Genomic DNA, 19357 nt, shown 5'->3' with positions numbered 1-19357 from the left:
CACTCAATATGCAGATAGCACGAAGGAAGATAACGTTGCTTCAGCAACGGCCCGTAGGGCGAGGCGATAGCCGAGTAATCTTCCTGGGTGCACCATTCTTTCTCTTAGTATTTCCCGAAAAACTCAGCACGACCCCAATGCACCCATAGCTCAGCTGGATAGAGTACTCGGCTACGAACCGAGCGGTCGGAAGTTCGAATCTTCCTGGGTGCACCATATTTTGTGTATGTTGAAGCGATGATAAAGATTTTATATTGCACTCAATATGCAGATAGCACGAAGGAAGATAACGTTGCTTCAGCAACGGCCCGTAGGGCGAGGCGATAGCCGAGTAATCTTCCTGGGTGCACCATTCTTTCTCTTAGTATTTCCCGAAAAACTCAGCACGACCCCAATGCACCCATAGCTCAGCTGGATAGAGTACTCGGCTACGAACCGAGCGGTCGGAAGTTCGAATCTTCCTGGGTGCACCATATTCTGAACATGTTTGAGCGACGACTTTCGTATAGGGTCCTCCGGCATGAAGGTAGCACGAAGGAAGATAACGTTGCTTTAGCAACGGCCCGCAGGGCGAGGTCCCGCCGAGTCATCTTCCTGGGTGCAACATATTTGTGTATGTTGACGATGTATTTGTCGTTCAGCATGAGAAAAACCCGCTCCGGCGGGTTTTTTGCTTTCTGCATTTTGCCTCCTGATTTTACCTCTTCCTTTTCATTTCCCTGATGTTTCCTACGTGTTCGGATGTGCTGTAGGTGTGGACAAAATGCGACTTTCGAAAGACTTTGCGCTAAAGTAGTTTTCCTGTTTTTTCGTGATCATGGAGCTTTCGATGTACGATCGATACGAAGGGCTAATATTTGATATGGATGGCACCATATTGGATACCGAACCTACGCACCGTAAGGCATGGCATCAGGTATTGACCAAATACAGCATGCAGTTTGATGTCGAATCCATGGTTGCTCTGAATGGTTCTCCGACCTGGCGCATCGCCAAGTTTGTTATCGACAGCAATAATGTCGATATGGATCCCCATCTGCTGGCCGCAGAGAAGACCGCTGCCGTGCAGGAAATGCTGCTCGATACCGTCCGGCCTCTGCCTTTGGTGGATGTCGTCAAAGCCTATCATGGCCGCCGGCCGATGGCAGTCGGGACGGGCAGTGAGCACTGGATGGCGGATGCCCTGTTACGGCATTTAGGGCTGCGTGATTGCTTTGACGCCATTGTGGGCGCGAATGACGTGCAGAACCACAAGCCTGCGCCGGATACCTTTTTGCGCTGCGCTGAGCTCATCGGCGTGCCTCCTGAAAAATGCCTCGTCTTTGAAGATGCAGATTTCGGTATTGAGGCGGCGAAACGCGCCAATATGGATTTTGTGGACGTGCGTACGCTGTGAGTAGCGCCGTGGCGCTGGCTTCTTTATTTGGCAGCAGTTTTTTAAGCGCCACATTATTGCCCGGAAATTCAGAAGTCTTATTAGTGGCTTTATTGTCAGCTGGCAGCGCAATGCCAGCGGCACTGGTTTTGTCTGCATCTGTTGGCAATACCTTAGGTGGCATAACCAACGTCATCATCGGACGCTTTCTGCCGCAGCTTAAACCTCAGCGTGGATTACACGTTGCACAGGGCTGGCTGAAGCGCTTTGGACCTGCGGCGTTATTGCTGAGCTGGTTGCCGGTGATAGGCGATGTGTTGTGCGTATTAGCAGGTTGGCTGCGAATGCCGTGGGGGCCTGTGGTCTTTTTCATGTTTATCGGAAAGGCCGTGCGTTACGTCCTTTTGACGGTTGTTACGCTGGAGGGGCTCTCATGGTTCAGTTAGATTGGCATCAGCTATCAATTATGGTCACATCTATGCAGACTCAGTATGCTTGCAAATTAATGGTTTCACCGAGCGGGAGGTCAATTTGATCCCGGATGTATCTCAGGCGCTTTCCTGGCTGGAAGCCCACCCTCAGGCATTAAAAGGTATTCGTCGCGGTATTGAGCGTGAAACACTGCGGGTTAATCCCGATGGTTCATTAGCGACAACCGGACACCCGGAATCTTTAGGTGCGGCACTGACGCATCGCTGGATCACCACCGATTTTGCTGAAGCCTTATTAGAATTCATTACGCCCGTCGATGACAATATTGAGCATCTGATGGCGTTTCTGCGTGACATTCACCGTCACGTAGCCCGTGAGCTTGGCGACGAGCGTATGTGGCCGTTCAGCATGCCGTGCTTTATCGAATCCGGACAGGATATCGAACTGGCACAATATGGTTCGTCGAACGCAGGACGTTTCAAAACGCTTTACCGCGAAGGTCTGAAGAACCGCTACGGCGCGCTGATGCAGGTCATTTCCGGCATCCACTATAATTTCTCTTTGCCACTGACTTTCTGGCAGGAGCGGTTAGGTGTGACCGATGTTGAAAGTGGCAAAGAGGCGATCTCTGCTGGCTATTTCAAACTCATCCGTAACTATTACCGTTTCGGCTGGGTGATCCCGTATCTGTTCGGGGCGTCGCCTGCGATCTGTTCTTCATTCCTGAAAGGGCGTGAAACAGATTTGCCATTCGAATATACCGAAGGTGGATTGTGTTATCTGCCCTATGCCACCTCGTTGCGTCTGAGTGATTTGGGGTATACCAATAAATCACAGAGCAATCTGGGCATCACCTTTAACGACCTTACGACGTATGTGAAGGGCGTGAAAAAGGCTATCCGCACACCATCGGCGGAGTATGCGGAAATGGGCGTGAAAAAGGACGGGAAATATCTTCAGCTGAACACCAATGTGTTACAGATTGAGAACGAACTTTATGCGCCAATCCGTCCTAAACGTGTCACCAAATCGGGTGAAACGCCTTCTGATGCACTGATGCGCAGCGGGATCGAATACATTGAAGTCCGCTCGCTGGATGTCAATCCGTTCTCTCCTGTGGGCATTGATGCAACCCAGGCACGTTTCCTGGATCTGTTTTTGGTATGGTGTGCATTAGCGGATGCGCCGGAAATGAGCAGTGATGAACTGCTTTGTACGCGCAAAAACTGGAACCGGGTGATCCTTGAAGGTCGTAAACCGGGGCAGACGATTGGTATCGGCTGTCATGATGAACGTCAGCCATTAGCCAGCGTCGGTAATGCTTTGTTTGCCGATCTGAGCCGTGTTGCCCAGGTCATGGATAAACAAAACGGCGATAATCAGTATCAGGATGTTTGCAAAGAGCTGGTCGCGGCGTTTGATGATCCGGAACTGACGTATTCGGCCCGTATCCTCAGGGATCTGAAACAGCAAGGCGTGGGGAATCTCGGGCTGGAACTGGCGGAGAAATACCGTCAGATGCTGGTGAGTGAACCGCTGGAAGTGTTGGATGAGAGTGCTTTAATGGCTGAGCAGGACGGTTCCTGGCAGCGTCAGCGCGCACTGGAAGCCGGCGATAAGCTAAGCTTTGAAGAATACCTGGCTGCGAATGCAGGCAGTAGCGTTGAGTAGAAAAGAAAAAGGCCACAATTAATGTGGCCAAATAAACATCTCTGTTTACAGGGATGATGATAACAAATGCGCGTCTTTCACTAATTAAGACCCGCGTGCTGGGAAAAGGTTTCCTGAGTTCGTAAAAAAAATTAATTTATTTAGGAGAGGTGACGATATGCCACTGTTGGATAGCTTTACCGTAGACCATACCCGTATGGCAGCACCTGCTGTTCGCGTCGCAAAAACCATGCATACCCCGCACGGTGACACCATTACCGTGTTCGATCTGCGCTTCTGCCGCCCGAACATTGAAGTAATGCCTGAACGTGGTATTCATACCCTTGAGCACCTGTTTGCAGGGTTCATGCGTAACCACCTGAATGGCAGCGGTGTTGAGATCATCGATATTTCTCCGATGGGCTGCCGTACGGGTTTCTACATGAGCCTGATTGGTGTGCCGGAAGAGCAACGCGTGGCGGATGCCTGGAAAGCCGCGATGGCGGACGTTCTGAAAGTGAAAGAACAGCGTCAGATCCCCGAGCTGAATGAATATCAGTGCGGTACTTACGAAATGCATTCCCTGAAAGAAGCACAGGAAATCGCGCAACACATCATCGATCATGATGTTGTCGTAAACCGTAACGATGATCTGGCTCTGCCAAAAGAGAAACTGTCCGAACTGCACATCTAGTCGTTTTTGGTTGGTGCTGAAGACAAAAAAGACGCGAAATTCGCGTCTTTTTTATGTCTGAAATTCAGAGGCTCAGCGCTGGTTTACGCTGCTTTGCAACGGTTGTAAGGGGCGAACCTGCACCTGTTTGATCATGTTGTCCTGCACATCGAGAATTTCCACTTCATAATCTTCAATACGCAGGCTGGTGCCGATGGTCGGAATATCCTCCAGCACTTCCAGCAGCATACCGTTGATGGTTCTCGCTTCCTCTGCGGGCAGATGCCAGTTAAACGCTTTGTTCAGCTCACGGACGTTCGCACTGCCTTCAATCAGCACGGACCCGTCGCTTTGCGGCGTGACTTCTTCAGCAAGCGTCGGTGACATCGACGTCGTGAAATCGCCGACGATTTCTTCAAGGATATCCTCAACCGTTACCAGCCCCTGAATATCACCGTATTCATCCACCACGATGCCCACTTTCTTTTTATTCCGCTGGAATTTTACCAGCTGAATATTCAGCGGCGTACCTTCCGGAATGTAGTAAATCTCGTCGGCGGCGCGCAGCAGGTTTTCTTTGGTGAACTCTTTTTTCTCGGTCATCAGACGGTAAGCTTCACGCAGGCGCAGCATACCGATCGCATCATCGAGGGAGTCGCGGTAAAGCACAATGCGGCCATGCGGCGAGTGGGTGAGCTGGCGAATGATCGACTTCCAGTCGTCATTGATATCAATGCCGACGATTTCATTGCGCGGCACCATGATGTCATCAACTGACACTTTTTCCAGATCCAGCACGGAAAGCAGCATGTCCTGATTACGGCGTGAGATATTCGAGCGTGACTCGTTCACGATGGTACGCAGTTCTTCTTTGCTGACGGCATCGCTGAGGCTGGCAGTGGTCTTGATGCCGAACATTCTCATCAGCAGGCGCGAGAGACTGTTCAGGATCCACACCAATGGCATCATGATTTTTTGCAGCGGACGCAACAAAATGCTGCTCGGAAACGCGATGCGCTCAGGATTCAGTGCGGCAAAGGTTTTTGGCAGGACTTCTGCAAACAGCAGCACAACAAAGGTCAGCACACCGGTAGCAATCGCCACGCCGGCATCGCCATACAGACGGATGCCCACAATCGTTGCCAGAGCGGAAGCAAGAATGTTGACCAGGTTGTTGCCGATAAGCACCAGACTGATCAGTTGATCCGGGCGTTTTAACAGCTTTTCGACGCGACGCGCCGCGCGGTTACCCTGTTTGGCCAGGTGACGTAACCGGTAACGGTTGAGTGTCATCATACCGGTTTCGGAGGCTGAAAAATAAGCCGAAACCACCACCATGATGATCAATGTGATGATCAGGGTTGTTGTTGAGACGTGCTCCAACGGGTATTCCTTTTAATTAATGAACCATGATTTGCTGGATCAGGCGACTGCCAAAATAGGCAAGAGTCAGGAGGATGGCGCCCGCCATGCTGAACCATACCACGCGGCGGCCACGCCAGCCTTCGTGATAATGGCCCCATAACAGGACGATATAAACGAACCATGCCAGTATCGATAAGACGGCCTTGTCGATATTCTCCGGGCTGAACAGGTTGTTCAGATACAGTAATCCGGTGCACAGCGTCAGCGTCAGTAAAATGACACCAATCTGGGTGATGTGAAAAAGTTTGCGCTCGATGCTCATCAGCGGCGGCATGTCAGCCGTAAACGTCAGGCGCTTATTCTTCAGCTGATAATCGAGCCACGCCAGTTGCAGCGCGTAAAGTGCGGCGATCATCAGTGTGGCATACGAGAATAATGCCAGACCAATGTGAACCAGCAGGCCTTTGCTTTCTTCAAGATGCGTGATGAACTCGCCCGGAAGAAAGGTCACGAACGCCAGATTAATCAGCGAGAAACTGTAAACAATCGGCAGGACAAACCAGCCACGATTGCGCGAGGCGACGATGGTCATCACCGTGCCAATGATTAAACTGACGACCGATCCAATGTTCACCAGACTGAGGTTCTGGCCGGTGCTGACATCGAAAATACGTTGTTGCAATGCTACGGCGTGGCAGATCAGGGCCACCACCACGGAAATTAGTGCTAAACGCCGGTATGCGCTGTTCTTCCGGATGATGCTCGGAATAATCAGTGCAAGGCTGAGCAGATAGGCCAACATGGCGACGAGAGCAAAAACTGACATAGCGTTTCGGTAGCATCGAAAAGTGAATGAGAACCGCAGTATAACGTTACCCGCGTCACGCTCCAACCTATCTGAGATGCCAAAGCAGAGATCGTCCGCGCTTCGTGTTATAATCCCGCAATTACGTCGCAAAAGCGGCCTGTCATTACGTTGAGCAAGAGACGATGTTTGAGAATTTAAGCGATCGATTGTCGCGCACACTGCGCAATATCAGCGGCCGCGGGCGGCTGACCGAAGAAAATATCAAAGAGACATTACGTGAAGTGCGTATGGCGTTACTGGAAGCGGACGTTGCGCTGCCGGTCGTGCGTGACTTCATCAACCGGGTGAAAGAAAGCGCTGTTGGCGTTGAGGTCAATAAGAGCCTCACCCCGGGTCAGGAATTCGTCAAAATTGTCCAGAAAGAGCTGGAAACCGCGATGGGCGAGGCTAACACCGAGCTTAACTTAGCGGCGCAGCCTCCGGCTGTGGTTCTGATGGCAGGTTTACAAGGTGCCGGTAAAACGACCAGCGTCGGTAAACTGGCGAAATTCCTGAAAGAAAAGAAAAAGAAAAAAGTGCTGGTGGTGTCCGCCGACGTTTATCGTCCTGCGGCGATCAAACAGCTGGAAACCCTGGCGCAGCAAGTTGAAGTGGATTTCTTTGCGTCCGATGCGCAGGAAAAGCCGGTGGATATCGTCAGCCGCGCACTTCAGCAAGCCAAACTGAAATTCTACGACGTTCTGATTGTCGATACCGCCGGCCGTTTACACGTCGACGAAGCGATGATGGACGAAATCAAACAGGTTCATGCCGCGATTAATCCGGTCGAAACCCTGTTTGTTGTCGATGCCATGACGGGTCAGGATGCCGCGAATACCGCGAAAGCGTTTAATGAAGCGTTGCCGCTGACCGGCGTGATCCTGACTAAAGTCGACGGTGATGCCCGTGGCGGTGCTGCGTTGTCGATTCGTCATATCACCGGCAAACCGATTAAATTCCTGGGTATGGGTGAAAAAACCGATGCGCTGGAGCCCTTCCATCCGGATCGTATTGCCTCCCGTATTCTGGGTATGGGCGACGTTCTCTCGCTTATCGAAGATATTGAGAGCAAAGTTGACCGCGCACAGGCTGAAAAGCTGGCGAGCAAACTCAAGAAAGGCGACGGCTTTGACCTGACCGACTTCCTCGAGCAGCTCAAGCAGATGCGTAATATGGGCGGCATGGCGAGTATGATGAGCAAACTGCCGGGTGTGGGTCAGCTGCCGGATAACGTCAAATCCCAGATGGATGATAAAGTGCTGGTGCGGATGGAAGCGATCATCAACTCGATGACGCTGAAAGAGCGCGCCAAGCCGGAAATTATTAAAGGTTCCCGTAAGCGTCGTATCGCGATGGGTTCCGGCATGCAGGTGCAGGACGTCAACCGCTTACTTAAGCAGTTCGATGATATGCAGCGCATGATGAAGAAAATGAAGAGTGGCGGCATGGCGAAAATGATGCGTGGCATGAAAGGTATGATGCCACCGGGTTTCCCTGGCCGTTAATCGACGTCACTGCCTATATATCAGCCATATAGGCGGCTCATGCAAAATGGTGGCTAAGGTTTCTACGCTTTAGATTGCTTTTTGCGCCAAAATGAGTAAAATTTTCGGGCTTTTTATATTGCAACCAGACCCCGTTCCCCGATGGGGTCTGGTTGTTTTATTAACTAAAGAGGATGTTATGGTAACAATTCGTTTAGCACGTGGCGGCGCAAAAAAGCGTCCGTTTTATCAAGTAGTAGTGACCGACAGCCGCAACGCTCGTGACGGTCGTTTCATCGAACGCGTAGGTTTCTTCAACCCATTGGCTTCTGGCCAGGCTGAAGCACTGCGTATGGATCTGGACCGTGTTGCCCATTGGGTTGGTCTGGGTGCTACCGTTTCTGATCGCGTTTCTGCGCTGATCAAAGACGCTAAGAAAGCAGCTTAATCTGTCGCGGTGGTGGCAATGAGCAAGCAATCCAATCCAGTGGTACCCGCTGAGCCGTTAGTACTCGGCAAAATGGGTTCAACATACGGCATTCGTGGTTGGCTCAGAGTGTTTTCATCCACCGAAGACGCTGAAAGCATCTTCGATTACCAGCCCTGGTTTATCCAGCGTGCCGGTAAGTGGCAAGTTGTCGAGCTGGAAGGCTGGAAACGCCACACTCAGGATCTGATTATCAAAGTCAAAGGCGTTGATGATCGGGATGCTGCGAATCTTCTGACCAATTGCGAAATTGTCGTCGATTCAAAGCAACTGCCTCCACTGGAAGACGGTGACTACTACTGGAAAGACCTTTTTGGTTGCCAGGTAGTGACAACTTCCGGTTACGAACTGGGCAAAATCATCGATATGATGGAAACCGGTTCTAACGATGTGATGGTAGTGAAAGCCAACCTGAAAGATGCCTTCGGACTCAAGGAGCGGTTGATTCCGTTCCTCGATGGGCAGGTTATCAAGAAAGTCGATCTCGCTACTCGCACTGTTGAAGTAGATTGGGATCCTGGTTTTTGACCTCCGTAGTGTTTATTCATATAAAACATGTAAACAAGGTCTGGTTGAGCGGTCAAACATTTGGAAGGGGTAGGCTATGTGGATCGGTATAATTAGCCTGTTTCCTGAAATGTTCCGCGCAATCACGGATTACGGGGTAACTGGCCGGGCAGTTAAGAATGGCCTGTTGAGCGTAAATTGCTGGAGTCCTCGTGACTTCGCATACGATCGACATCGTACCGTGGACGAACGCCCTTACGGCGGGGGTCCCGGAATGCTGATGATGGTGCAACCTTTACGGGAAGCGATTCATGCAGCAAAAGCAGCGGCAGGCGAAGGTGTGAAAGTGATTTATCTTTCACCTCAGGGTCGCAAACTGGATCAAACCGGTGTTTGCGAGCTGGCGGCGCATCAGAAAATTATTCTGGTTTGTGGCCGTTATGAAGGGATCGATGAGCGCATAATCAAAACCGAAATTGATGAAGAATGGTCAATTGGCGATTATGTTCTTAGCGGTGGAGAGTTGCCGGCAATGACTCTGATTGATTCAGTCTCCCGTTTTATACCGGGCGTTTTGGGTCGTCAGGCTTCAGCAGAGGAAGATTCTTTTGCTGACGGATTGTTGGATTGTCCCCATTATACCCGCCCTGAAGTGTTGGAAGGCATGGAGGTACCGTCAGTTTTACTGTCGGGAAACCACGCTGATATACGTCGCTGGCGCCTGAAACAGTCGCTGGGTCGAACCTGGCTTAGAAGACCTGAACTTCTGGAAAACCTAGCTCTGACTGACGAGCAAGAGGTGTTGCTGAGAGAGTTCCAAAAGGAACATCGGCTCAGTCAACAAAACTATGAAGGGAACGCCGAAGCGTAACGCTTAGCCGTCCCGATATATCAGTTTACCTAGGGTAAGAGACATATTATGAGCAATATCATTAAACAAATCGAACAAGAGCAGATGAAGCAAGACGTACCTGCATTCCGTCCAGGTGATTCCCTGGAAATTAAGGTATGGGTCGTTGAAGGTTCTAAAAAGCGTCTGCAGGCATTCGAGGGCGTGGTTATCGCTATTCGTAACCGCGGTCTGCACTCTGCATTCACTGTTCGCAAAATTTCTAACGGCGAAGGTGTTGAGCGTGTATTCCAGACTCACTCCCCAGTAATCGACAGCATTACTGTTAAACGTCGTGGTGCCGTTCGTAAAGCTAAACTGTACTACCTGCGTGAGCGTACTGGTAAGTCTGCTCGTATCAAAGAGCGTCTGGGCTAAGGTATCGCTAACGCGACATCTACTAGTTAATATAGAACAAGGGGTTAGCCATCGGCTAACCCCTTTTTTTTGCATCAATGAACACATATTGACTACGCAGCGGCAGGCTGGCCACCCGGTTTTGAGATAACCCGGGCGACAGATTCGTGTGTTGCGAAGGTACAGCTGCACTCGATGTTCTGACACTGGTGATAGCGTTCTTTCGTGGATTCACTCAGGTAACGGCTTGAACGTGTATGGGCAACCTTTCCACAAAGCGGACAATGCATCATAAAAACCTCCGGCATGACAAGTAAGCGATAAGGTGATTATGAAACTCATAACTCGCAAAAGCAAGTTTAAATTATGTTATTGAGGATTCGTAAGTGATATCTGCAATGTAAATCTTCAGATTCAACGTGGTAGTAAAGCCTTTCTCATTAACATTATGCACTGCGGACTCAATCACCCAGCGTTGACTGTCGATCTCATCTTTAAAACCCTGGACGTTTACCGGCGATTGCGCACTGAGATCGGCGCGTCCCATGGCAAGTTTGATGCTGAAGGACGACGAATCAGTTTGTATCTGACTAAACACGGAGTCTGCAGCCCGTTTTGCCGTTTCCTCGTCAGGAAAGATTTTGGCGAGCTGCAGGATATTTTCTGCCGTTCCGGCGGTATAACTCTTATCAGCGGTGCGGTTAAGCGCAATATTACTGCTCGTCGCCGTTTTAACATCGTGCCATTGTGCCTTCACGCCGCTATAGGCCCGGGTATCTGTCAGCTTATAGGTATAATTATCTCCGTCACTGCGGATCAGGGTCTTCCAGGGAAGCGCCTGGCCCGACGCGGTGCGACCTGTTCCCCCTTTAAAAAATAAGATTGAGCCATTTTTCACCGTGACCTGAGCGCCGTAATTTTGCGCCAGACGGCTCAGGAAATAGGCATCTGTTTCAGTCGTCTGATCGATATGCGGTATCTTAATGCTGTCGAGTTCCTGCGGGATCACCGGCAACGATAAGGCATTCCGCCCAGAAATAATCCGCACAATTGCACCCAGTGTGTAATCGTCATAGGACTGGCTGCGCCTGGTAGCAAAAGAGCCACGAAAATCTGCGCTGCGGGCGGTCACGTCAATTTTATCGGGGGAGCCGGAGTAGACGACTGTATCGACCGTAAAATAGCCGCAATCGTATAAAGCTTGTTTTGACCACCCGAGATGCAGGTGCAAGATGGCCCCCCTGACAGGCATCTGCAACAGACCATCACTGTCGTCGAATGTCAGGCTTAGCATGTCCGCCTCAAAACCGCTTTTATCTGTTACCGACAATTTAATAATACGGTCGGAGATATTTTCCTCGAGGACCTTATTTTTAATCGCCAGTGTAAATACCGGCGCAATCCTTGCCCCGGCAGGTATTTGCAAATCGGTCAGCATAGTCAGACTCCCGCAACGAAGTTGCTGATTGCAGAACTGGCCTTGTTATATAAACCTTCGGCCTGGGTGAGTAAATCGCCGAACATCGCCGCCTGAGATTCATCGACACGTCTTAACACCAGGCCAAAACTGATACTGCGTGCCTGACCGATGGAGTTAAGTTCCGTGTTGGTATTGTTCATACTTTCAATAATATACATGCCGTAGATTGTTCCGTTGCCTTCAATCAGCGGCCATGCCCGTCCGGAATCCGCCATCCCCTGAAGTGTCTGAAGATAGCTGACTCCCCCGGTGACTTCGGGCAGCAACTGTCCTGACAATGTGATGGTTTCTTTTCCCAGCCCGAGAAATTGCGAAACAGGGCGTTGCCCGAAGCGGGGGTTATCTCCCCAGCTGTAATTCGTCTGTCTGGCAAGCGTCTGATAGGGAAGGGTATTTAATTTAAAAACGAATAAACCCAGCGACATCATCATGAGTAGATCCCTCCGTTAGCAAACCGGTTGTAGGAATTATTGGTGGCATTCCATTCACGTTCATTGAAGACATCGTTGACCAATGATTGGATCTGCTGCTTATCGGTGTCGGGTGTGGCTGTAAAGCTGACATTGACCGTCGTTGCACGGTTATCGGTCAGATTATTGGCCACGCTGGTTTTGGCAGGCTGATACAGGTTCAGTGCTCCGCCGGTGGGGGAAATGCTGTCAACCGGCGGTGTCGTCATATCCGCGCCTGCATCAGAACTGTCATTGCCAAAAATGGAGTCCCATCCTTTTTTCGCCCAGATAAAGAGTTCTCCGATTTGCGAGACAGCTTTATTGAGCGTGACAAAAACCTCTGCGATCGCTTCCCCGACCTCTTTGCCTATATTGCTGAAACCGCTCAGTTGATCCTGACTGAATTTAATCGGTTCAAATAAGTCGGTGATCCAGCCCAGCGCCGTGCTGAACGGGGCAAACGCCTCACTGACCGGCCCCATCACCGACGTAAATCCTTCGATCACGCCCCCGACAAAGGCACTGATCGGCTCCCAAAGTTTGACCACTGCCACTCCGATCCCGGCAATCAATGCGATGACCGGCAGAAGCGGCAACCCTATGGCGGTAAACGCCGCGGCAATCATGCCGCCGGTGCCGGTGAACAGCGTGCCCAGCAAACCGGCGCCAGCCATCAGCATATTGATCCCGCTGAGCACCGGCACTATGACTGTGCCGAGAGAGCCCAGCCCGCCGATAATGCCGGTGATACCTAATGCCAGACCGAGCAGTGTATTCACCAGCAGCGGATTATCAGTGATCCAGGTATTCAGCGTACCCAGCCAGCTTGTTGCGGTTTGCGTGAGTTCGCGCAGGGCGGAACTTTGCCCGGCAAACAGATTGATGCGCAGGGTGTCCCAGGTCGCAAACAGTTTGCTGATGTCGCCATCCAGATTATCGCCTTTGACGGTAACGGCCATTTGCGCAGCGGGTGTCGCGCCGTTCAGTGCCGCAGATGTCTGGGTCAGCACCTGACCGGCATCCATTCCTGTATTGGCCAATGCCTGCTGTCTGGCGACAACGTCGGCGGGAGAATGGCCTGACGCGGCCATCGATAGGCTTTGCTGGCGCAATGCGGCCAGCTGTGGATCATCATTTTTCAGCCTGAGCGTCGCCTGAACTTCAGAAAGCCCGGCTTCGAGATCAGACGCCGGTTTGAGGAAGTTTTTCGCCAGCTCTAATTTCGGTTGTGCGAAGGCGACAAGTGAAGAGCTGGTATTTTTCAGCCGGTCAATTTTCTCTCTACGCTGCTGGTATCGTTGTCCTGCTTCCCGTCCTTTTTGTTCCAGAACCTGCGGGCGCGATGGCTGAATGCTTTCCGAATAGGACGTCCTGATTGTTTCTGTCATCTCGTCATAAGCCTGTTTTTCAGCCGGGGTAAAAAGAGACCCGCGCAGCCGTGACGAGGCGTCAGTCATGTCTTCCGACATCCCGGTGAAAACATTCTTTTTGGGTACTGTCGTAAATTGTTGCCAGATATTGGCCGTCGCCTTACGCAGCGGCCCCAGCTGTTGGTTCATTTTCTCAAGCGTGGTGGGTAACTGTTCGAGATTACTCATCTGTTTTTACTCCGCTGCGTTGCAGTGCCTTATGACGCCAGTTCAACAGATCGGTAAGTGACATGCCGTCCATCTCGGACGGCGGCCAGTGAAAGATCACCGCGATATCTGCCATCAGATCATCGACAGTGAGGCGGGGCGCAATGTTTACGCCTCCGGTTTCGGCGATAAAAAACCGATCACCTTGCCTGCCAGCGCAATCAGGTCAGGCAGTTCCAGACGTGAGCACTCTTCTTTGGTCAGGTTCGGCGTGGTGATACGAGGCAAAATGGTGATCAGTGCATCGACATCGGCGTTTGCCAGCGCGGCAAGACCGATACCCCGCAGGCTGCCTGCGGTCGGTTTGGTGACCAGGATTTCCGCGATGCTCGTATCGCCGCGTTTTAACGGCACATCCAGGATCACGGTGTTGTTGTTTTCAGTCTGGCTCATGTGTTTTCCTGCTTAAATCTGAAATGAAGCCGGCAGAAACACTGCCGGCTCAGGGAAGGGAATTACAGGCCGAGCGCAGTACGATGCTCAGCCAGACGGTCAACGCCGTTGACCACTTCGACCATATTGACGGTGTCGATCTCAATCAGCTCTTTGCCATCGATGGTGAGTTTGAAATAGGTACATTGGGTGGTGATTTTGGTTTCTGTGTCTTCGCCCTGTTTGTACTCACCGAAATCAAACTCTTTATGACGGCCGCGCATCATGACTTCTACCGCAGAGACATCACCGGTGTCGTCACGTTGCAGGGAACCGGCAAAGCGCAGCGGAATATCCGATGTGCTGCCCCATTGCTGCAACACCAGCTCATCCAGGCCGCCGATGGACCATTCAAGGGTCAGCGCGTCGTCATCCAGACCGAAATCCACGGCGACGGAACCGCTCATGCCACCGCCGCGATAGTTTTCCAGCTTGCGGGTCAGTTTTGGCAGAGTCAGGGAAGAGACCAGACCGAGGTAGCTGTTCCCGTCATTGAACAGGTTCAGATATTTTAATTTCTTAGGAAGTGCCATGAGTTCTCGTCTCCTTAGCTGTTAATGGACGCGGCAAAGTTCACCAGATAGGAGTCGGTGATACGCTGGCGCAGGGTCAGATCTTCCAGTGGAGGAACCGGGGTATAGTCATAATCGATATACAACTTACCGGCTTTCAGGGTTTCCGCCGTGTTAGCGTTTTCGTCGTACCAGCAGTCGCCATCAATGATGTAACCCGCTGATTTCATTTCACGCATTTTGGCTTTGATGCCGTCGATCATGTCGCGCACCAGGGACGGCGTCATTGGTTTATCGACGGCCCACATGTGGGCTTCGGCCATGGTGTCAGCCAGAACCTGCGCAGTACGGGTGTAGTTCTCAAACAGGAATAACGTGTCATCGCTGCAGGTACGGTTACCCCAGAAACGGAAACCGTCTTTGCGCACCAGCGTGGTCACGCAGGCTTCATTCAGCAAATCGGCATCGGTGCCGGTGGCCTGCAGATCCCAGAAAACGCTGGCAGAAAGGCCGGTGACGCCGTTAACGCCGACGTTTGACAGTGTTTTATGCCAGCCGGTTTCCTGGTCGATTTTGGCGCGCAGGCCCAGCGCACGGGCGGTGGCATAAGCGATATCAGACTGGCTGGTGGCGGTATTCCAGTTCACAAAGTCCGGCCAGATCAGCATCAGTTCGCGCTGGCTGAAGTTTTCACGGTAGGCGATCGCATCGGAAATGGTTTTTGCGCCATACACGCCGACATAACCGAAAGCGCGCAACTGCTGACAAACGCCAGCCAGCGCGGTGGCGACTGCCAGATTATCCAGCCCCGGAACGCCCAGAATGCGTGGCTTAACCCCCAGCTCCGCCTGTGCAGACAGCAGCGCTTTCATGCCGGTGTAGCGGCCATTGGCATCCGAACCGCCAATAATATTGCTGGTAGTCGCATCTTCATCTTCGCCGGTGGCAACACGTACCACGACGGTGACGGGTTTGCACTGATCAGCAATAGCCAGCAGCGCGGCACGTAAAGTCCCGCTGGTGCCCGCTTTGCCGCTGGCCGCGAGAACATCGGTGATCAGAACCGGTGTATTAAGGGGGAACGTGGCCGCATCTGCATCTTCTGCAGTACAAACCATGCCGACAATAGCGGTGGAAACGGTAGAAATAACGCGGGTGCCATCGTTGATTTCAACGACACGTACGCCGTGATGATAATCAGCCATCAGGGTGACTCTCTCTGTTGTGGGTGGTGAAGCAAGGATGCCGGTTCACAGCAGTAAGCGCATTCGATCAGGGGCGTGGGGGCGTTGGCACAACAGCGGGGGGAAAGAGAATAATAAAAAAGCTCCCGAAGGAGCTTTTGATCAGGCCGGAATGTCGGGCCAGGTAATGTCAGGCGCCGTGGACAAATCTAACCGGTTTAAGGCGACACGGTAAGTCTTCCAGGCTTTGAGTTGAGTCTTTTCTTCTTCTGTAGAAACTCCTAGATCCCATGCATCTTGAAGAGGGGCAAGAATTGTCAATGAAGATGCTAATAGTAAATTTCTTTCTTTTTCTGCTAATTCATTTACAGAAGGTTCAAGACTTGAGAATTCACCATTAACAAACATATATTGATGATTTATTATATCTTTTGGGATTATTTCCTTATTTATTTCTATAATTGTAACACCCTCTGAAAGGGTGAGGAAATTAGGGTCTTTAGCCCATGTCCTCACGATTTTATCTTTACCTACTGTTATGAAATGGTTTTTACCTTTCCATTCACGATCTCTCAATTCGTACCAGTCGTTCCCCTCTTGATCTTCAAAATATATAATTGGTAATGTTAATCCTTCTTCAAAAGCTTGTTTTGTTATTTTGATGTTTTTGAATATGATCATTTTTTAGTTCCCCACCTGACGCCATTGGCCACTCGCAGTTCTTACCATCAGGGCTCGATAATACTTACCCATTGCACGGCAATCACCCAAATCTGCACGAATATTCAAGCCAGTCATAAAACAACCGGCCGGGGCCTCCCAAACAACTTGTGTAATATGAGCACCATTTTCAAGGGCCTGACTACCTCTTTGGACGTCATATATATATCGACTGTCCGTTTCGACTTTGGAATAAGCGTTGTTTTTTGCCATGTATGCGGAATCTGATTGTGTCTTGGTATAATAACGGTTATCAAAATTCGAATAGTTTCCCGGAGTGATAGTTCCGGCGCAACTAAAAACACCATCAGAATATACGGAAATACCTGTACCAAAACTCACATCTCCGGTAGCAACATTGATCCGAATTGGGCGCAGATCATTGTAACTTCCATACTGATTTCCGGCATTAGTCAACATGAGATACAGCGAAGAGCCATCCTGCCGCCAAAATGATCCATAATTTCCCTGAACAATTCGATAACTATTGGCGTAAGTGGATTGAAATTCCGCCGAGTTCCTCAATACACCTTTAATATCGTTGCTTCCTGCAAGAGGAATAGCCCCAATGTTTCCCGGAGTGAGGTTTATATCTGTTGTACCGTCGAAAAGTACTCCAGATATTTTCCTCGGAGTTGCTAATTTCAACGCTGCAACAGCCGTACCGCCTACTGGTAGTGCGCCAATATTTGCAGGAGGGATGCTGATATCCGCCGTTCCATCAAACGGCACACCCGCAATTTTGCGTGCTGTCGCCAGCCGGGTTGCCGCAACGGCTGTGCCGGCAGAAGGCAGGCGTCCGTTGGCATTATCATTGGCTGATTTTGCCAAATCATTTGCTACCTTCACCGCTTTCGGCGTCGCCGCCAGAACTTCACTGGTGCTGTCAACGGCGTTGCTCAGTTGCACAAAACCTTTGGCGGTTAGCGTACCGTCCGGGTGACGGCGTGAGGCTTCGTGATCGGCCAGCAGGTCGTTGACGTACTCTTCGGTGGCGACAATCAGGGAATCATCAATGGTCAGGCTGACGGCATCGGTGTTGGTGACGACGATCACCATCCGCAATGTCTGGGTGCGGCCGGAGCCTTCCTCGAGCGTCGGTTTATAAGTATCGGCCATATTGCTGACGGCAATCAGCGTGCCGTCGGCGGCGTAAAGCCCCATTTCACGCATCCAGAAACCGCCGACGCTGGCAGGAATGATCGCCTCGGCGATGATCCAGTTCGCGTGTTTGCTGTCCGTTTTCAGGGAGTTCAGTTTGATGCGGTAGGTTTCTTTCACCAGTTTGGTCTGGGTGGAAACCGGGACTGTGGCGCTGCCACCGCCATCACCGACGGCCATCTGAGTGATGTTAATGTCCTGACCGCTCTGGATGGCGGCGGCGATGCGCGCCTGTCCCAGGTCAGTGACGACAGATTTGAATGTGCTCATGGTGTTCCTTATCAGCCAGGATAAATAGTGAGGGTGTCGGCGTCATAAGCCGCTGCACCAAGGAAGACTCTTCCGGGAATAGTCTGGGTAATCGTCAGCCCGGTCAGGTGCCGGCTGGCGGGTTTGGCATCGTTGATTAAACGCTCCATTTCGTTGTACATCGCCTCGTCAATTCCCGTCTCCAGCACGCCGATGTCCAGACGGAACGTGCCGGGCACATCGCCGGTTTCCCACCACTCGTTCACGTTGATGACGTAACCCAGCGGCTCAACCACACGACGGATCGCGCTGATGGTGCCTTTATGCTGATGGATGAACCAGGCGGTTTGAATCACGTTTCTTTTCGTCGCAACGGGCCATTCGCTGTCCCAGCTGTCGACCGAAAATGCCCAGGCCAGATAGGGCAGAAAAACGGCCGGGCAGGTAAGGGGATTCCATAACGTGCGCAGCGGAACCGGGACGCGCTCAAGTAACGCACAGGCTTGCGCGGCAGCGACTTCCAGATCTGTCGAGCCTGAAGGCAGCAGCCGGTCACTCATCAGAACCTCCGATGACGATGGAATAACGCGTGCACAGCGATGCCTGCGTTTTATCTAACACCAGATCGGCGGCGGGCTTCGTCAGTTCCACACGCTGAACGCCTTCGACATGTAACGCGGCGTAAATCGCGGAGAGACGAATGTCGCGCCCCAGACGATGCTGATCGGAAATGTAGGTTTGCAGCTGCGCTTCTGCCGCCTGCTGGATAGGCTCGGACTCCGGTCCCGGGTAAAGGAACAGGGCCGCGTCGATTTCGTAGGGGACAATGCTGGCGGATTGCACGACCACGCGGTCAGCCACAGGGCGGACTTCTTCGTCATTCAGCGCGGCCAGAATGTTGGCGATAAGGTCGGCGCTGGCAATCCCGTCGTTATCGTGAGAAAGCAACGTCACCAGAACATTCGCCGGTGAAGGGCTGGTCACCGAGACATCGGCGAGCCGCCCGTCAGCTGAACGCGCATGATATTCATACGCGCCGGTCGGACCCGCGACGCTCAAGCCTTCGAACGCCTGCGGAATACGCATGCGCAGATCCGTATCAGACTCCAGAACGGCCGCCATTGGCGGGATGGTGGTGCTGTCCGCCGCATGCAATACCAGACGCTCAACATTGAAATTCGCCGCCAGCTGATCCAGATCGCTGCCCGTGGCATAGGCAACCATCACCGCGCGCGCCGCTTCGTTCACCCGCTGGCGCAGGATCAGTTCGCGGTAGGCATTCTCCTGTAACAGTTTGACCAGGGGTTCGGATTCAAACGTCAGTGTGCGGCTGATGGCTTCCCGCTGGTCGGCGGGATAGAGGGAAATCAGCGTCGTCTTACGTTCTTCAAACAGACTTTCATAATCCAGTTCTTCGACCACATCGGGGGCCGGTAACTGGCTCAAATCGATCGTTGCCATAGT

Annotated in this window: 23 protein-coding genes and 2 tRNA genes; 11 read left to right on the top strand and 14 right to left on the bottom strand. The window is 51.7% G+C overall.

The window, feature by feature from the left end:
- Window positions 1-139: 139 nt before the first annotated feature.
- The 6 genes from EYY67_RS07715 to luxS all read left to right on the top strand — a co-directional run bounded on the left by EYY67_RS07715 (window position 140) and on the right by luxS (window position 4151).
- A tRNA-Arg gene (locus EYY67_RS07715) sits at window positions 140-216 on the top strand.
- 180 nt (window positions 217-396) lie between these two features.
- A tRNA-Arg gene (locus EYY67_RS07710) sits at window positions 397-473 on the top strand.
- Between the two features lie 356 nt (window positions 474-829).
- Entirely contained in the window at window positions 830-1396 is a 567-nt protein-coding gene (gene yqaB / locus EYY67_RS07705) for a fructose-1-phosphate/6-phosphogluconate phosphatase (protein WP_131693251.1), read from the top strand.
- Complete coding sequence (locus EYY67_RS07700; RefSeq protein WP_095923504.1) at window positions 1393-1821, top strand: YqaA family protein; 429 nt, start codon at window positions 1393-1395, stop codon at window positions 1819-1821. The genes yqaB and EYY67_RS07700 overlap by 4 nt, the downstream gene beginning before the upstream one ends.
- A gap of 85 nt (window positions 1822-1906) precedes the next feature.
- Window positions 1907-3478 carry a glutamate--cysteine ligase gene (gshA, locus tag EYY67_RS07695; RefSeq protein WP_119823239.1) on the top strand — a complete coding sequence of 524 codons (1572 nt, stop codon included), beginning with the start codon at window positions 1907-1909 and terminating at the stop codon, window positions 3476-3478.
- Window positions 3479-3635: 157 nt separating this feature from the next.
- The gene (gene luxS / locus EYY67_RS07690) at window positions 3636-4151 is read left to right on the top strand and encodes an S-ribosylhomocysteine lyase (protein WP_095923503.1); all 516 of its coding nucleotides are present in this window, start codon (window positions 3636-3638) and stop codon (window positions 4149-4151) included.
- A 72-nt stretch (window positions 4152-4223) separates the two neighbouring features.
- Here luxS and EYY67_RS07685 read toward each other — a convergent pair whose 3' ends face one another.
- The gene (locus tag EYY67_RS07685) at window positions 4224-5513 is read right to left on the bottom strand and encodes an HlyC/CorC family transporter (protein WP_095923502.1); all 1290 of its coding nucleotides are present in this window, start codon (window positions 5511-5513) and stop codon (window positions 4224-4226) included.
- Between the two features lie 16 nt (window positions 5514-5529).
- Entirely contained in the window at window positions 5530-6321 is a 792-nt protein-coding gene (locus tag EYY67_RS07680) for a cytochrome C assembly family protein (RefSeq protein ID WP_095923501.1), read from the bottom strand.
- Window positions 6322-6485: 164 nt separating this feature from the next.
- Between EYY67_RS07680 and ffh the strand changes: the two genes are divergently transcribed.
- The 5 genes from ffh to rplS all read left to right on the top strand — a co-directional run bounded on the left by ffh (window position 6486) and on the right by rplS (window position 10087).
- Window positions 6486-7847, top strand: a complete 1362-nt coding sequence (gene ffh / locus EYY67_RS07675; RefSeq protein ID WP_095923500.1) for a signal recognition particle protein — start codon at window positions 6486-6488, stop codon at window positions 7845-7847.
- Between the two features lie 178 nt (window positions 7848-8025).
- Window positions 8026-8274: a 30S ribosomal protein S16 gene (gene rpsP, locus EYY67_RS07670; RefSeq protein ID WP_015689395.1), complete on the top strand. Its 249-nt coding sequence runs from the start codon at window positions 8026-8028 to the stop codon at window positions 8272-8274.
- Window positions 8275-8292: 18 nt separating this feature from the next.
- Window positions 8293-8841, top strand: a complete 549-nt coding sequence (gene rimM, locus EYY67_RS07665) for a ribosome maturation factor RimM (protein WP_013574036.1) — start codon at window positions 8293-8295, stop codon at window positions 8839-8841.
- A gap of 76 nt (window positions 8842-8917) precedes the next feature.
- A complete protein-coding gene (gene trmD, locus EYY67_RS07660; protein WP_131693250.1) occupies window positions 8918-9691 on the top strand; it encodes a tRNA (guanosine(37)-N1)-methyltransferase TrmD in 774 nt (257 codons plus the stop codon).
- 48 nt (window positions 9692-9739) lie between these two features.
- Window positions 9740-10087 (top strand): 50S ribosomal protein L19, encoded by a 348-nt coding sequence (gene rplS / locus EYY67_RS07655; RefSeq protein WP_095923499.1) that lies wholly within the window; start codon window positions 9740-9742, stop codon window positions 10085-10087.
- Between the two features lie 92 nt (window positions 10088-10179).
- Here rplS and EYY67_RS07650 read toward each other — a convergent pair whose 3' ends face one another.
- The 12 genes from EYY67_RS07650 to EYY67_RS07595 all read right to left on the bottom strand — a co-directional run bounded on the left by EYY67_RS07650 (window position 10180) and on the right by EYY67_RS07595 (window position 19354).
- Window positions 10180-10359 carry an ogr/Delta-like zinc finger family protein gene (locus tag EYY67_RS07650; RefSeq protein WP_015695930.1) on the bottom strand — a complete coding sequence of 60 codons (180 nt, stop codon included), beginning with the start codon at window positions 10357-10359 and terminating at the stop codon, window positions 10180-10182.
- A 71-nt stretch (window positions 10360-10430) separates the two neighbouring features.
- Window positions 10431-11504: a contractile injection system protein, VgrG/Pvc8 family gene (locus tag EYY67_RS07645; protein WP_131693249.1), complete on the bottom strand. Its 1074-nt coding sequence runs from the start codon at window positions 11502-11504 to the stop codon at window positions 10431-10433.
- A 2-nt stretch (window positions 11505-11506) separates the two neighbouring features.
- Window positions 11507-11977, bottom strand: coding sequence for a phage tail protein (locus tag EYY67_RS07640; protein ID WP_095923497.1), 471 nt, complete (start codon window positions 11975-11977; stop codon window positions 11507-11509).
- Window positions 11974-13596, bottom strand: a complete 1623-nt coding sequence (locus EYY67_RS07635) for a phage tail tape measure protein (protein ID WP_131693248.1) — start codon at window positions 13594-13596, stop codon at window positions 11974-11976. Before EYY67_RS07635 ends, EYY67_RS07640 begins: the two co-directional genes overlap by 4 nt.
- Entirely contained in the window at window positions 13589-13711 is a 123-nt protein-coding gene (locus tag EYY67_RS07630) for a GpE family phage tail protein (protein ID WP_015689400.1), read from the bottom strand. The genes EYY67_RS07635 and EYY67_RS07630 overlap by 8 nt, the downstream gene beginning before the upstream one ends.
- 32 nt (window positions 13712-13743) lie before the next feature.
- The gene (locus EYY67_RS07625; RefSeq protein WP_095923495.1) at window positions 13744-14028 is read right to left on the bottom strand and encodes a phage tail assembly protein; all 285 of its coding nucleotides are present in this window, start codon (window positions 14026-14028) and stop codon (window positions 13744-13746) included.
- Window positions 14029-14090: 62 nt separating this feature from the next.
- Entirely contained in the window at window positions 14091-14600 is a 510-nt protein-coding gene (locus tag EYY67_RS07620) for a phage major tail tube protein (protein ID WP_131693247.1), read from the bottom strand.
- Between the two features lie 14 nt (window positions 14601-14614).
- Window positions 14615-15784, bottom strand: a complete 1170-nt coding sequence (locus EYY67_RS07615) for a phage tail sheath protein (RefSeq protein WP_119823233.1) — start codon at window positions 15782-15784, stop codon at window positions 14615-14617.
- Between the two features lie 141 nt (window positions 15785-15925).
- Window positions 15926-16444, bottom strand: coding sequence for a tail fiber assembly protein (locus EYY67_RS07610; protein WP_131693246.1), 519 nt, complete (start codon window positions 16442-16444; stop codon window positions 15926-15928).
- 3 nt (window positions 16445-16447) lie between these two features.
- Window positions 16448-17914: a phage tail protein gene (locus EYY67_RS24925; protein ID WP_131693245.1), complete on the bottom strand. Its 1467-nt coding sequence runs from the start codon at window positions 17912-17914 to the stop codon at window positions 16448-16450.
- An 11-nt stretch (window positions 17915-17925) separates the two neighbouring features.
- Window positions 17926-18453, bottom strand: a complete 528-nt coding sequence (locus tag EYY67_RS07600; protein ID WP_119823228.1) for a phage tail protein I — start codon at window positions 18451-18453, stop codon at window positions 17926-17928.
- A complete protein-coding gene (locus EYY67_RS07595) occupies window positions 18446-19354 on the bottom strand; it encodes a baseplate assembly protein (protein WP_119823226.1) in 909 nt (302 codons plus the stop codon). The genes EYY67_RS07600 and EYY67_RS07595 overlap by 8 nt, the downstream gene beginning before the upstream one ends.
- Window positions 19355-19357 lie beyond the last annotated feature (3 nt).

It is taken from the genome of Rahnella victoriana (assembly GCF_004330295.1).
Taxonomy (GTDB): domain Bacteria; phylum Pseudomonadota; class Gammaproteobacteria; order Enterobacterales; family Enterobacteriaceae; genus Rahnella; species Rahnella victoriana.
The sequence above is the reverse complement of the archived record's forward strand: the minus strand, read 5'-3'. Positions and strand labels throughout refer to the sequence as shown.

Coding starts and splice junctions, on each gene's coding strand:
- EYY67_RS07610 (WP_131693246.1), bottom strand. CDS start 16,444: ATGATCATATTCAAAAACATCAAAATAACAAAACAAGCTTTTGAAGAA.
- EYY67_RS07680 (WP_095923501.1), bottom strand. CDS start 6,321: ATGTCAGTTTTTGCTCTCGTCGCCATGTTGGCCTATCTGCTCAGCCTT.
- EYY67_RS07645 (WP_131693249.1), bottom strand. CDS start 11,504: ATGCTGACCGATTTGCAAATACCTGCCGGGGCAAGGATTGCGCCGGTA.
- EYY67_RS07625 (WP_095923495.1), bottom strand. CDS start 14,028: ATGAGCCAGACTGAAAACAACAACACCGTGATCCTGGATGTGCCGTTA.
- EYY67_RS07635 (WP_131693248.1), bottom strand. CDS start 13,596: ATGAGTAATCTCGAACAGTTACCCACCACGCTTGAGAAAATGAACCAA.
- EYY67_RS24925 (WP_131693245.1), bottom strand. CDS start 17,914: ATGAGCACATTCAAATCTGTCGTCACTGACCTGGGACAGGCGCGCATC.
- rplS (WP_095923499.1), top strand. CDS start 9,740: ATGAGCAATATCATTAAACAAATCGAACAAGAGCAGATGAAGCAAGAC.
- luxS (WP_095923503.1), top strand. CDS start 3,636: ATGCCACTGTTGGATAGCTTTACCGTAGACCATACCCGTATGGCAGCA.
- EYY67_RS07630 (WP_015689400.1), bottom strand. CDS start 13,711: ATGGCAGATATCGCGGTGATCTTTCACTGGCCGCCGTCCGAGATGGAC.
- EYY67_RS07615 (WP_119823233.1), bottom strand. CDS start 15,784: ATGGCTGATTATCATCACGGCGTACGTGTCGTTGAAATCAACGATGGC.
- rimM (WP_013574036.1), top strand. CDS start 8,293: ATGAGCAAGCAATCCAATCCAGTGGTACCCGCTGAGCCGTTAGTACTC.
- rpsP (WP_015689395.1), top strand. CDS start 8,026: ATGGTAACAATTCGTTTAGCACGTGGCGGCGCAAAAAAGCGTCCGTTT.
- EYY67_RS07640 (WP_095923497.1), bottom strand. CDS start 11,977: ATGATGATGTCGCTGGGTTTATTCGTTTTTAAATTAAATACCCTTCCC.
- EYY67_RS07650 (WP_015695930.1), bottom strand. CDS start 10,359: ATGATGCATTGTCCGCTTTGTGGAAAGGTTGCCCATACACGTTCAAGC.
- EYY67_RS07595 (WP_119823226.1), bottom strand. CDS start 19,354: ATGGCAACGATCGATTTGAGCCAGTTACCGGCCCCCGATGTGGTCGAA.
- yqaB (WP_131693251.1), top strand. CDS start 830: ATGTACGATCGATACGAAGGGCTAATATTTGATATGGATGGCACCATA.
- trmD (WP_131693250.1), top strand. CDS start 8,918: ATGTGGATCGGTATAATTAGCCTGTTTCCTGAAATGTTCCGCGCAATC.
- EYY67_RS07600 (WP_119823228.1), bottom strand. CDS start 18,453: ATGAGTGACCGGCTGCTGCCTTCAGGCTCGACAGATCTGGAAGTCGCT.
- EYY67_RS07620 (WP_131693247.1), bottom strand. CDS start 14,600: ATGGCACTTCCTAAGAAATTAAAATATCTGAACCTGTTCAATGACGGG.
- ffh (WP_095923500.1), top strand. CDS start 6,486: ATGTTTGAGAATTTAAGCGATCGATTGTCGCGCACACTGCGCAATATC.